This is a genomic window from Streptomyces sp. NPDC026672 (assembly GCF_040638185.1).
Lineage (GTDB): Bacteria > Actinomycetota > Actinomycetes > Streptomycetales > Streptomycetaceae > Streptomyces.
In genome coordinates, this window is sequence record NZ_JBEZXS010000025.1 from 124,192 (window position 1) to 136,253 (window position 12,062).

Consider the following 12,062-nt stretch of genomic DNA (forward strand, 5'->3'; position numbering starts at 1 on the left):
ACCCGGCCACCCCTGGGGAAAACCGCCTGTGGACAACGTGGGAGAGGCCGTAACGGCCCTCACCCGTGCGGGTGCGCCGACGGGCCGTTCCGGTGCAGCGCCCGACCGTGCGGGTGTGCCGCTCGGCCGTGCGGATGCACGCCCGTCAGCGCCCGGCCGCGTCGTCAGCCCGGATAGACCGGCGCCGACCCGTCCTTGAACACCTTCTGCCACTGCGCGCCGGACGGCATCCGCACGATCCCGTCCTCCGAGTACGCGACCAGGGGCACCTGCTCGTCCTCCGACGCGGCGACCGCCTTGACCCCCGTGAGCGCGGCGGGCGCCGGGCCCTCCGGTGTGGAGCCGTCGACCTGGACGTACCGGATCTGCTGCACGCCGCCCTGCTCGCGGCCGACCACCACGAGCCGGCTGTCCCCGGCCCACGACATGGCGGTGATCTGCTCCAGCTCGGGCGCGGCGGAGCGCAGCTCGAAGACCGCCGGGCCGCTGCCCGGCCTGTCGTCCCGCTCGATCCGCCCGATCAGCAGGGACTGCTTGCCGTCCTTCTCCACGACGAGCGCCATCCGCACACCGTCGGCGGCCACCCGCACGTCCTTGATGCGCCCTGGCAGCTGCGGCGTGGGCACGACCAGCGGCTTGCCCGTGCCCTTCTCCAGCACGAGCAGCCGGGGGGCCTTCGGGTCGCGGTCGGCCACCCACAGGTCGCCGCGCGCGTCCCAGGTCGGGGTCGTCAGCCGGTCGCCCTCGGCCAGGCCGTGGCTGGTCACCAGCGGCTCGCCGAGCGAACCGCCCGCCGCCAGCGACGCCACGTACAGCGACCTGCCATCGGCGGCGACACCGGCCGCGGTGTGCTCGTCGTGCGAGACCGCCACCGACTGGAACTGCTTGGCGCCGTCGCCGAGCGCGCCCGGCACCGGGACGGCGCTGGTGCTCGTGCTGGTGCCCGCGATCCGTACCAGCCGCTTCTTGTCGTCGAGGAAGTAGAGGTAGTCGGGCCGGTTGGCGGCGCCCTGCCAGACGACGGACTCGGCCCGCTGTTCGCTGAGGTCGCACAGGGCGCGGCCGTCGGCGCCCTGGAGTTCGACCGTGTCGACCGTGGGCGTCAGGCCCTGGAGCGTGAGCAGCACCTGGGTCGCCATCTCGGCGCACTTGCTCGCGCCGACGCGGGACGCCGCGTCGTTCAGCGGGACCGTCAGCCTGTTCTGGTCGTCGGGCGTGAGCGCGGTGACGCCCTGCTTGAGCGCCGTACCGGTGGGGAAGCTCGACCTGACGACGGGCCCCAGCCATTTCGTCGGCCCGTTGAGCAGCGAGCGCACCATCTGCGTCATCGGGTCCACGCGCTTGCGCACGAAGACGGGATCGGCGACGGTCAGCGGCTGCCCGCTCGCCCCGACCGAGGTGTTCGAGGCGAAGTAGTACTTGTTGACGGACGCGTAGTTGCGCTGGAAGTCCGACTTGCCCATGACGACGCCCTGGGGCAGGGAGTCGATGCGCCACTGCCCGCTCTTGGGATTCCGCACGAGGTGCAGGCTCCTGTCGTACAGCCCCTCGGCCGGCGCGTACGCCCGCTCCTTGTCCACGAGGGCGACGCGCGACCCGGTGAGCCGGTAGGTGACGTCGGCGCCGGTGTCACCGTCGTTCGACTGGCGGTCGGGCTCGGTGCTCGGCCCGTTGGCGAGCACCGTGGCCGACTGCTCGGGCTGCCATGCGCGCGCGGCGGCCGGGGTCAGATACTTGCGCGCCGTGCCGTAGTCGGGATCGTCACTGGTCAGCGCCTCCAGGAAGCCCTGCACGATCTCGGCGGCCTGCGCGTCCTGGCTCGGCGGCATGGCGAACACCCGCACCTGCGTGTCCTGGCGCGGTGTGGACTCCACGTCGCGCAGGTCGCCGCTGTCGGGCATCGAGGCACACCCGGCCAGCAGGACCATCCCGCAGACGGCGTACGCCACCGCGCGCACCGGCGGACGCCACACGCCCCCCTCGCGCTCAGCGCCCACGGAATGCCTCCCCTGGCTTGTGCGACTCCGCCGGCACGGCCGCCGCCTGATCCCGGTCCGGATCACCCGCGCGGGCCGCGTCCTCGGACCGTGCCGTGTCGTGCGCCTTCACCTTGTCGGTTGTCCTCGCCGTGTCGACGGCCGGTGCGTCGTCCGGGCGCCGGCCGCCCTGCGCGGGCCGGGGCACCACCCGCGCGCCGTTGCCCGGCAGCGCGGTCGGGTCGGCGGCGGGCGACACGGAGGCCAGGCTCTGCGCGAGCGGCGCGCGCGGCGGCAACGGCACCTGACCGCTGCCCGGCTGCGCCGGAACGGTGGCGCGCTTGTCGTCACCCACACGCGGGAGCCCCGAAGCTTCGGCCCCCCGGTTGCGCCGCGAGTCCTTCGGCTCCAGCGGTATCGGTGATCCCCGCAGCGTCTCGTCCGCGGTGCGCGGCAGCGTCAGCCGGAACTGCGAACCTCCGCCCGGCTCGCCCCACGCCTGCAGCCAGCCGCCGTGCAGCCGGGCGTCCTCCAGGGCGATGGACAGCCCGAGGCCCGTACCGCCCGTGGTCCGCGCGCGGGCCGGGTCGGCGCGCCAGAACCGGCTGAAGACCCGGGTCGCCTCGCCGGGCTTGAGCCCGACGCCGTAGTCCCGCACCGCGACGGCGACCGCCCCGCCCGCCGCGGCGAGCTTGACGACGACGTCCCTGCCCTCGCCGTGCTCCACGGCGTTGACCACCAGGTTGCGCAGCACCCGCTCCACGCGCCGGGCGTCCGCCTCGGCGACGACGGGCTGCTGGTCGCCGAACACGCGTATGTGCGTGCCCTTGCGCTCGGCGAGCGGCTCGGCCCCGCTGACCACGCGCCGCACGACCTCGCGCAGGTCTATCGGCTCGGCCTCCAGGGCCGCCGCGCCCGCGTCGAAGCGGCTGATCTCCAGCAGGTCGGCGAGCAGCGACTCGAACCGGTCCAGCTGGTCGGCGAGCAGTTCCGCGGAGCGCGCGGTCACCGGATCGAAGTCCTCGCGGGCCTCGTGGATGACGTCGGCGGCCATGCGCACGGTCGTCAGCGGGGTGCGCAGCTCGTGCGACACGTCGGAGACGAACCGCCGCTGCATGCGGGACAGGTCCTCCAGCTGCTGGATCTTCAGCTGGAGGTTCTGCGCCATCTTGTTGAACGCCTCGCCGAGGCGCGCGATGTCGTCCTCGCCGGTGACCTTCATCCGCTCCTGGAGCCGGCCGGCGGACAGCCGCTCGGCGATCCCGGCCGCCATCCGCACGGGCGTCACGACCTGCCGCACCACGAGCCACGCGATGGCCCCGAGGAGGACGACGACGAACAGCCCGGCGGTCGCGAGCGTGCCCTTGACCAGGCTGAGGGACTTCTCCTCCTGGGTGAGCGGGAAGAGGTAGTACAGCTCGTAGGGATCGCCGTTCGGGTCGTTGACCTGCTTGCCGATGACCAGCGCGGGCTGTGAGTCCTTGCCGTTGCTGTAGACGATCCGGGTGTAGCTCTGGGCGGCCGTGGTGCTGCCGTTGATCCGCGCGCGCAGGTCCGCGGGCACGCTGGTGGACGGGTCGACGTACCCGGAGCCGCGCGGGCTGCGTCCACCGCCGCTGTCGTCGCCGGCCGGGAGCGTCACCACGTCGAAAGCGCCCTGGCCACCGCTCGAGAGCGACTCGACGAGGTCGCTCATCCACTGGATGACGCTCTGCGACTGCCGTCCGTCGACCGTCGTGAGGTCGTCGCCCGTGGTGCCGCCCGCGGCCTCGTCGGCCTTCTGCTTGGCGACCGAGAACCCGCCGGTGGCCTGGCTCTGCGACGCCTTCACCTTGGCGTCCAGCAGTCCGTTGCGCACCTGTCCGATCACGACGAATCCGAGCAGCAGGACGACGCCCAGCGACATCAGGAGTGTCGTGACGACGACCTTGAGCTGGATGTTGCGCCGCCACAGCCGCATGACCGGCAGCAGCGGACGGCGCACCCAGCGCACGAACAGCCGGAGCACCGGGCTGCCCTGGACCCCGCCCTGGAGCAGCCCGCCCTCCAGGAGGCGCCCCCAGCGCGAGCCCGCCCGGCCGACAGACCGCCCCGGCCGGGCCCCGGACGGGCCGGAAGACGAAGCGGCACTGTCCTCGGACACGTCAGCTCGGTCCGGCCTTGTAACCGACACCCCGGACGGTCACCACGATCTCCGGCCGCTCCGGGTCCTTCTCGACCTTGGACCGCAGCCGCTGCACGTGCACGTTCACCAGGCGGGTGTCGGCGGCGTGCCGGTAGCCCCAGACCTGTTCCAGGAGCACCTCGCGGGTGAACACCTGCCAGGGCTTGCGGGCCAGCGCGACCAGCAGGTCGAACTCCAGCGGCGTCAGCGCGATGGACTGGCCGTCCCGCTTCACGGAGTGGCCGGCCACGTCGATGACGAGGTCACCGATGGCGAGCTGCTCCGGCGCGGGCTCCTCCGACCTGCGCAGGCGCGCGCGGATGCGGGCGACCAGCTCCTTCGGCTTGAACGGCTTCACGATGTAGTCGTCGGCGCCCGATTCGAGGCCCACGACGACGTCGACGGTGTCGCTCTTGGCCGTGAGCATCACGATCGGCACACCGGACTCGGCGCGGATCAGCCGGCACACCTCGATGCCGTCCCGGCCGGGCAGCATCAGGTCGAGCAGCACCAGATCGGGCTTGGCCTCCCGGAAAGCGGCCAGCGCCTTGTCGCCGTCGGCTACGAAAGACGGCTCGAAACCTTCACCACGCAGCACGATGCCGAGCATCTCGGCCAGTGCGGTGTCGTCGTCGACGACAAGGACTCGTCCCTTCATAAACGACATCATCCCATTCTCGTAACGGTGAAGGAGGCCCAGGTGAGCAGGCTCACCGGCCTGTGACGATAGTCGTACTGGCCGGTCACTGTCTGCCCGCGTCCGCCTCCGGCCCGGAACGGGTTCCGGGAAACCCTCCGTCCGGGGCCGGAATCGCGGCCTCAGCCGGCGGTCGTCCGCCCCGCGCGGGAGTGCAATTCCGCCAGACCCTCCGCCGTCACCGGGGACACCACACCCTGCTCGGTGACGATCGCCGTCACCAGCTCGGGCGGGGTCACGTCGAACGCCGGGTTGTACGCCTGTGTCCCCAGCGGCGCCACCGGAAGGCCGCCCCCGGCTCCCGTGACGGGCCCCTGCGGCGCGGCGATCTCGGTCACCTCGAACCCGGGACGCTGCTCGACCTCGATCGACGCCCCGTCCGGGCTGTCCATGTCCACCGTCGTCATCGGCGCCACCACGACGAACGGCACATGGTGGTAGCGCGCGAGCACGGCGAGCGGATAGCTCCCCACCTTGTTCGCCACCGAGCCGTCGGCCGCGATGCGGTCCGCCCCGACCAGTACGGCGTCCACCTCACCGGCCGCGAACAACGACCCCGCCGCGTTGTCGGTGAGCAGCGTGTACGACATGCCGCTGCGCGCCGCCTCGTACGCCGTCAGCCGGGCGCCCTGCAGCAGCGGACGCGTCTCGTCGACCCACAGCCGCCGCAGCCGCCCGACCCGGTGCGCCCTGAGCGCCACCGCGAACGCCGTGCCCTCCCCGCCGGACACCAGCGCCCCGGTGTTGCAGTGGGTGAGGATGCGGTGTCCTCCGCCGGGCAGCAGCTCGTCGAGCAGGGCGAGCCCGTGCTCGGCCATGCGGGCGCTGGCCTCGGCGTCCTCCCGGTGCAGCGTCCGCGCGGCCTCCAGCGCCGCCGCGGCCGCCTCCTCGGGCCGTGCGCCCCCGCTGAACGCGGCCCGGTACGCCGCCTCCGCCGTGCGCACGCCGAGGGAGAGGTTCACCGCCGTGGGCCGCGCGGTCCGGAGCGCCTTCGCAGCCTCGTCCACGTCGAAGCCCCGGGCCGCGGCGAGCGCGACGCCGTACGCCCCCGCGATGCCCAGCAGCGGAGCCCCGCGCACGGCGAGCGACCGGATCGCCTCGACCAGCGCCGACGCGTCCGTGCACACCAGCTCGACTTCCTCGGCCGGCAGTCTGGTCTGGTCGAGGAGGACCACGACGGGGCCCTCGGGCGGTTCCTCCCAGCGGATCGCGGGTGTCTCGGTGGGCCGTATGTCCTCGCCGGGTCGCGCGTGCTGATCAGCCATGCGGTCAGTCTGCCCCCTATCCGTCGGACAATTGAAGGTGTGCAGCGCACACCGCGGCCGGTCCCCTGGTCACCACCCCATGACACGATGGCTGCCAACCTGCCGCCGCGACCGCGGACGGGCACTGCGAAGGAGCTTCGATGACAGACACTCCGGGCTGGGCCTCGCCCGGATCCGCCCCGTCCGACGGGCAGGACCCCGGTGCGTCCGGACCCGCCGAGCCGGCCGATCGTCCCGGCCCCGAACAGCCGGGCGCGGATCCGCGCGATCCCGGCTCGCAGTGGTCCCAGCAGCAGCCGCCACCCGGCCAGTGGTCCGCGCCCGCGGGCACCCCGCCCCCGGGCCAGGCACCACCGCCCCCGCCGCCCGGTCCAGGCTGGGGCGGCCAGCGCCCCGGAGGCCCCGGCGGGTACGGCGGCGGTGGATACGGCGGCGGCCCGGGCGGTCCCGGCGGTTACGGGGGCTGGGGCGGCGGCTGGGGCGGGCCCCCGCCGGCGGCCAAGCCCGGTGTGATCCCGCTCCGCCCTCTCGGCGTGGGCGAGATCCTCGACGGCGCGGTCTCCACCATGCGCACCTACTGGCGCACGGTCCTGGGCGTCTCGCTGACCGTCGCGGTCGTCACGGAGATCGTCACCATCCTCTTCCAGGGCCTCGTCCTGAACGACCTGGAGACCACCGCCGTCACGGACGACCCCAGCGCCTCGTTCAGCGAGGTCGCCCGGGTCATGGGCGAGGCCATGGCCGGCTCCGTCGCCGTCCTCCTGATCACCTCGATCGGCACCATCATCGCGACGGCCCTGCTCACCACCGTGACGAGCCGTGCCGTGCTCGGCAGGCCGGTCACCATAGGCGAGGCGTGGCGCGAGTCCCGTCCCCAGGTCCTCAAGCTGTTCGGTCTGATCCTGCTGCTGCCGCTCATCGCGGCCGGCATCCTGCTGGTCGGCGCGCTGCCCGCGATCGTCGTGGCAGTCGCGGGCGGTCCCGGCGCGGCCATCGCGGGACTCGCCGTCGTCGGCATCCTGGCCGCCCTCGTCGTCGTCATCTGGCTGATGGTCCGCTTCTCGCTGGCCTCGCCCGCGCTGATGCTGGAACGGCAGAGCGTCCTCAAGTCCATGAGCCGCTCCACCAAGCTCGTCCGCGGCTCCTGGTGGCGCGTCTTCGGCATCCAGCTGCTCGCCGGACTGATCGCGAACATCGTCGCGTCGATCGTCGTCCTTCCGTTCGCCGTGCTCGCGACCGCGCTCAGCGGCGACGGCTTCGCCGGGTTCCTCAGCGGGACCGGCAACGTCGGCTGGACGTTCCTCATCATCAGCGGCATCGGCTCGGTGATCGGCTCCACGATCACCTTCCCGATCACCGCGGGCGTCGGTGTGCTCCTCTACATCGACCAGCGCATCCGCCGCGAGGCCCTCGACCTCGAACTGGCCCGCGCTGCCGGCGTCCAGGGCTACGGCACCGGCCCCACCCCGGGGAGCTGATGCAGTGAGCCCGGCGGGGGGAGTCCTCACCACGGCGCCGGCCCTGCCGGGCGCCCTCGGCCCGGCGGTGCGCGGCCTGCTGCGCGCGGGCGACTCGGCCGTACTGTCCCTGGCGCGCTCCGGGGACGAACCGCCGGTCACCGTCCCGCGCGACCCCGCGCGGGAGGCGGCACGGCGCGAGCTGTCCAAGCGGATGTACCACGAGAACGATCCCAGCCTGGTCCAGCGCGCCCTGAACGCCTTCTGGGACTGGCTCGACCGGATGCTCAGCGCCGCCGCGTCCGCGACCCCCGGAGGAACGATCGGCCTGGTCGTCGTGGTGCTGGCGGTCGTCGCCGTCGTCGCCGCCCTGTGGTGGCGCCTGGGCAGCCCGCGCCGCCGGGCGGTGTCCATGCCGGCCCTGTTCGACGAGCGCCCCCGCAGCGCCGCCGAACACCGCGCGGCCGCCGAGGCGCACGCCGCCCAGGGCCACTGGAACCAGGCCGTCCAGGAACGCATGCGGGCCGTCGTCCGCGCCCTGGAGGAGCGCGCCCTGCTCGACGTCCGCCCCGGCCGCACCGCCGACGAGGCCGCCGCCGAGGCCGGCCGCACCCTGCCCTCGCACACGGACCGACTGCGCGACGCCGCCCGGGAGTTCGACGACGTCACGTACGGCGGACGCGGGGCCAGCGAGGAGTCGTACCACCGCATGGCCGAGCTCGACCGCGACCTCGAACGCGCCAAGCCCGTCCTCACCACCACCAGCAGCCACAGCACGACGGACCACACACGCCAGGGGGCCGCCGGATGAGCATCGGGACCGCCCTCCCCTCCACCTCGGTCTCGCCCACCGTCCGCCAGGTGTGGACCCGCGCGCGGGGCCTTCTGCTCGCTCTCGTGATCCTGCTGGTGGGGGCCGTCGTCATCGCCGTCGTCCGCTCCGACTCCCGGCACGGATCGCTGGACCCGCGCTCCGTCGACCCCTGGGGCAGCCGCGCCGTCGCCGAACTCCTCGACGAACGCGGCGTGTCCACACGCGTGGTCACCACCCTGGCCGAGGTCCGGGCCGCCGCCGGCCCCGACACCACCGTCCTGGTGGCCGTCCCCGACCTGCTGACGCACGGCCAGCAGTCCGAACTGCACGCCGCGACCGCCAGGTCCGGCGGGCGCACCGTCCTCGTCGCCCCCGGCAGCTGGTCCGTCGAACGGCTCGCCCCCGGCGTCACCGCCGACCCCGCCACCAGCTACAGCTCCACGCTCTCCCCCGCCTGCGACCTGCCCGCGGCCCGACGCGCCGGCCGCGCCGACACCGGCGGCATCCGCTACACCGCCAGCAGCCTGGACGCGGACACCTGCTACCCGAGCGAGCGCCTGGCCACCCTCGTACGCGTCCCCGCCGCATCCGGGCGCGGTGACACCGTCGTCCTCGGCTCCCCCGACATCCTCCGCAACAATCGCCTCGACGAGCAGGGCAACGCCTCGCTCGCCCTCCAGCTCCTCGGCTCGCGTCCTCATCTGGTCTGGTACCTCCCCTCGCTCTCCGACACCTCCGTCCCCGACGACGGCGGCCAGAAGGGCTTGTTCGACCTGATCCCCTCCGGCTGGCTGTGGGGCACCCTTCAGCTCTTCGTCGCGGCGGCCGTCGCCGCCCTCTGGCGAGCACGCCGCCTGGGCCCGCTCGTGCCCGAACGACTCCCCGTCGCGATCCGCGCCTCGGAAACCACCGAGGGCCGCGCCCGCCTCTACCGCAAGACCAACGCCCGCGACCGCGCGGCCGCCGCCCTGCGCTCCACCACCCGCACCCGCCTCGCCCCACTCGTGGGCGTCCCCGTCTCCCAGGCACACGCGCCCGAGGCCCTGCTCCCCGCCCTGTCCGCCCATCTCGACCGCGACGGACAGACCCTGCACCCCCTCCTCTTCGGACCGCCGCCCGGCGACGACGCGGCCCTCGTCGCACTCACCGATCAACTCGACGCCCTCGAAAGAGAGGTACGCCGTCCATGATGGACCCGACCACTGACAACGCCGGGAACGCCGGGGACCCGGGCAACGCCCGCGCCTCCCTGGAGGCCCTGCGCGCCGAGATCGCCAAAGCCGTGGTCGGCCAGGACCCCGCCGTGACCGGCCTCGTCGTCGCCCTCCTGTGCCGCGGACACGTCCTCCTGGAGGGCGTCCCCGGCGTCGCGAAGACCCTGCTCGTCCGCGCCCTCGCGTCCGCGCTCGAACTGGACACCAAGCGTGTCCAGTTCACCCCGGACCTCATGCCGGGCGACGTGACGGGCTCCCTCGTCTACGACACCCGCAGCGCCGAGTTCTCCTTCCAGCCCGGCCCGGTGTTCACCAACCTGCTCCTCGCCGACGAGATCAACCGCACCCCGCCGAAGACCCAGTCCTCCCTCCTCGAAGCGATGGAGGAACGCCAGGTCACCGTCGACGGAACGCCTCGTCCCCTCCCCGAGCCGTTCCTCGTCGCCGCCACCCAGAACCCGGTCGAGTACGAGGGCACCTATCCCCTGCCCGAAGCCCAGCTCGACCGCTTCCTCCTCAAGCTGACGATCCCCCTGCCCTCCCGGGAGGACGAGATCGACGTCCTCACCCGCCACGCCGAGGGCTTCAACCCGCGCGACCTGCGTGCCGCGGGCATCCGACCCGCCGCGGGCGCCGCCGATCTCGAAGCGGCCCGTGCCGCGGTCGCCAAGACGGCCGTCTCACCGGAGATCACCGCGTACGTCGTCGACATCTGCCGCGCCACCCGCGAGTCGCCCTCCCTCACCCTGGGCGTCTCCCCGCGCGGCGCCACCGCCCTCCTGGCCACCGCACGCGCCTGGGCCTGGCTGACCGGCCGCGACTACGTGATCCCGGACGACGTGAAGGCTCTCGCCCTGCCTACGCTCCGCCACCGCGTGCAGCTGCGCCCCGAGGCCGAGATGGAGGGCGTGACGGCGGACTCCGTCATCAACGCGATCCTCGCCCACGTCCCGGTCCCTCGCTGATGGCCCTCACCGGACGCGCCGCCCTCCTCGCGGCCCTCGGCTCGATCCCCGTCGGTATCTGGGAGCCCGGCTGGACCGGCATCCTCGCGGTCAACGTCCCGCTGGCCGTGGCCTGTGCCTGCGACTTCGCACTCGCGGCACCCGTGCGACGCCTGGTCCTGGCCCGCTCCGGAGACACCTCCGTGCGCCTCGGCGACACCGCCGACATCACCCTCACCGTCACCAACCCGTCCCGCCGTCTCCTCCGTGCCGCACTCCGTGACGCCTGGCCGCCCAGCAGCTGGCAGCCCGGCACGGAGATCTCGGCCTCCCGACACCGCCTCACCGTGCCGCCGGGCGAACGCCGCCGTGTGACGACCCGCCTCCGCCCCACCCGCCGGGGCGACCGCCAGGCCGACCGCGTCACCGTCCGTTCCTACGGTCCCCTCGGTCTCTTCAGCCGCCAGGGCACCCACAAAGTGCCCTGGTCAGTACGGGTTCTGCCCCCGTTCACCAGCCGCAAGCATCTCCCGTCGAAACTCGCTCGTCTGCGTGAACTCGACGGCCGCACCAGTGTGCTGACCCGAGGCGAGGGCACCGAGTTCGACAGCCTGCGCGAATACGTTCCGGGCGACGACACGCGTTCCATCGACTGGCGAGCCACCGCCCGCCAGACCGCCGTGGCGGTGCGCACCTGGCGCCCGGAGCGAGACCGGCACATCCTCGTGGTCCTGGACACCGGCCGCACGTCGGCCGGCCGCGTCGGCGACGCACCCCGCCTGGACGCCTCCATGGACGCGGCCCTGCTCCTCGCGACCCTCGCGTCCCGCGCAGGGGACCGTGTGGACCTCCTGGCCTACGACCGGCGGGTACGCGCCCTGGTCCAGGGCCGTGCCGCACGGGACGTCCTGCCGGCGCTCGTCAACGCGATGGCCACGCTGGATCCCGAGCTGGTCGAGACGGACGCCCGCGGCCTGACGGCCACCGTGGTGCGTACGGCGCCTCGTCGCTCCCTGGTCGTCCTGTTGACGACTCTCGACGCCGCGCCGATCGAGGAGGGCCTGCTTCCCGTGCTCGCCCAACTCACCAAGCGCCATACGGTTCTCCTCGCCTCCGTGGCCGATCCGCACATCGCCCGGATGGCGACCGCACGCGGCAACGTCGACGCGGTGTACGAGGCGGCGGCAGCGGCCCAGTCCCAGACCGAGCGCGAGCGAACGGCGGAACAGCTTCGTCGGCACAGGGTCACGGTCGTGGACGCGACGCCCGAGGGTCTCGCGCCGGCGCTGGCGGACGCGTACCTGGCTCTGAAGGCGGCGGGCCGGTTGTAATTGAGACGGGGGCTGTCATTCATTGGGCAGCCCCTGAATTGCTGGGCCTGAATTAGTGGGCCCTAAACGCAGAAAACCCCCGTGCCCTAGGCACGGGGGTTTTCCCACAATTTGTTCGGCGGTGTCCTACTCTCCCACAGGGTCCCCCCTGCAGTACCATCGGCGCTGTAAGGCTTAGCTTCCGGGTTCGGAATGTAACC

At 73.2% G+C, this 12,062-nt stretch carries 9 protein-coding genes and 1 rRNA gene; 5 read left to right on the forward strand and 5 right to left on the reverse strand.

Annotation, left to right across the window (positions count from 1 at the left end; translation table 11 throughout):
- Positions 1-164: 164 nt before the first annotated feature.
- The 4 genes from AB0F77_RS27085 to mtnA all read right to left on the reverse strand — a co-directional run bounded on the left by AB0F77_RS27085 (position 165) and on the right by mtnA (position 6,102).
- Positions 165-1,997 carry an LpqB family beta-propeller domain-containing protein gene (locus AB0F77_RS27085; RefSeq protein ID WP_361953918.1) on the reverse strand — a complete coding sequence of 611 codons (1,833 nt, stop codon included), beginning with the start codon at positions 1,995-1,997 and terminating at the stop codon, positions 165-167.
- Complete coding sequence (mtrB, locus tag AB0F77_RS27090) at positions 1,987-4,119, reverse strand: MtrAB system histidine kinase MtrB (RefSeq protein ID WP_361953921.1); 2,133 nt, start codon at positions 4,117-4,119, stop codon at positions 1,987-1,989. Before mtrB ends, AB0F77_RS27085 begins: the two co-directional genes overlap by 11 nt.
- 1 nt (position 4,120) lies before the next feature.
- Complete coding sequence (mtrA, locus tag AB0F77_RS27095) at positions 4,121-4,810, reverse strand: two-component system response regulator MtrA (protein ID WP_187283109.1); 690 nt, start codon at positions 4,808-4,810, stop codon at positions 4,121-4,123.
- Positions 4,811-4,959: 149 nt separating this feature from the next.
- Entirely contained in the window at positions 4,960-6,102 is a 1,143-nt protein-coding gene (gene mtnA, locus AB0F77_RS27100) for an S-methyl-5-thioribose-1-phosphate isomerase (RefSeq protein WP_361953925.1), read from the reverse strand.
- 140 nt (positions 6,103-6,242) lie between these two features.
- Between mtnA and AB0F77_RS27105 the strand changes: the two genes are divergently transcribed.
- The 5 genes from AB0F77_RS27105 to AB0F77_RS27125 are packed head-to-tail and all read left to right on the forward strand — an operon-like array spanning position 6,243 to position 11,862.
- Complete coding sequence (locus AB0F77_RS27105) at positions 6,243-7,580, forward strand: hypothetical protein (protein ID WP_361953928.1); 1,338 nt, start codon at positions 6,243-6,245, stop codon at positions 7,578-7,580.
- Positions 7,581-7,584: 4 nt separating this feature from the next.
- Complete coding sequence (locus tag AB0F77_RS27110; protein WP_361953931.1) at positions 7,585-8,370, forward strand: DUF4129 domain-containing protein; 786 nt, start codon at positions 7,585-7,587, stop codon at positions 8,368-8,370.
- A complete protein-coding gene (locus tag AB0F77_RS27115) occupies positions 8,367-9,563 on the forward strand; it encodes a DUF4350 domain-containing protein (RefSeq protein WP_361953934.1) in 1,197 nt (398 codons plus the stop codon). Before AB0F77_RS27110 ends, AB0F77_RS27115 begins: the two co-directional genes overlap by 4 nt.
- Positions 9,563-10,552 (forward strand): MoxR family ATPase, encoded by a 990-nt coding sequence (locus tag AB0F77_RS27120; RefSeq protein ID WP_361953937.1) that lies wholly within the window; start codon positions 9,563-9,565, stop codon positions 10,550-10,552. The genes AB0F77_RS27115 and AB0F77_RS27120 overlap by 1 nt, the downstream gene beginning before the upstream one ends.
- Positions 10,552-11,862 carry a DUF58 domain-containing protein gene (locus AB0F77_RS27125; protein ID WP_361953940.1) on the forward strand — a complete coding sequence of 437 codons (1,311 nt, stop codon included), beginning with the start codon at positions 10,552-10,554 and terminating at the stop codon, positions 11,860-11,862. The genes AB0F77_RS27120 and AB0F77_RS27125 overlap by 1 nt, the downstream gene beginning before the upstream one ends.
- 113 nt (positions 11,863-11,975) lie before the next feature.
- Here the strand turns inward: AB0F77_RS27125 and rrf are convergent.
- Positions 11,976-12,062 (reverse strand): 5S ribosomal RNA (gene rrf / locus AB0F77_RS27130); the annotation flags it as partial.

Excerpts from the sequence above, each read along its gene's own strand:
- mtrA (WP_187283109.1), bottom strand. The coding sequence starts at position 4,810 with ATGATGTCGTTTATGAAGGGACGAGTCCTTGTCGTCGACGACGACACC.
- mtnA (WP_361953925.1), bottom strand. The coding sequence starts at position 6,102 with ATGGCTGATCAGCACGCGCGACCCGGCGAGGACATACGGCCCACCGAG.
- AB0F77_RS27105 (WP_361953928.1), top strand. The coding sequence starts at position 6,243 with ATGACAGACACTCCGGGCTGGGCCTCGCCCGGATCCGCCCCGTCCGAC.
- AB0F77_RS27115 (WP_361953934.1), top strand. The coding sequence starts at position 8,367 with ATGAGCATCGGGACCGCCCTCCCCTCCACCTCGGTCTCGCCCACCGTC.
- AB0F77_RS27120 (WP_361953937.1), top strand. The coding sequence starts at position 9,563 with ATGGACCCGACCACTGACAACGCCGGGAACGCCGGGGACCCGGGCAAC.
- AB0F77_RS27125 (WP_361953940.1), top strand. The coding sequence starts at position 10,552 with ATGGCCCTCACCGGACGCGCCGCCCTCCTCGCGGCCCTCGGCTCGATC.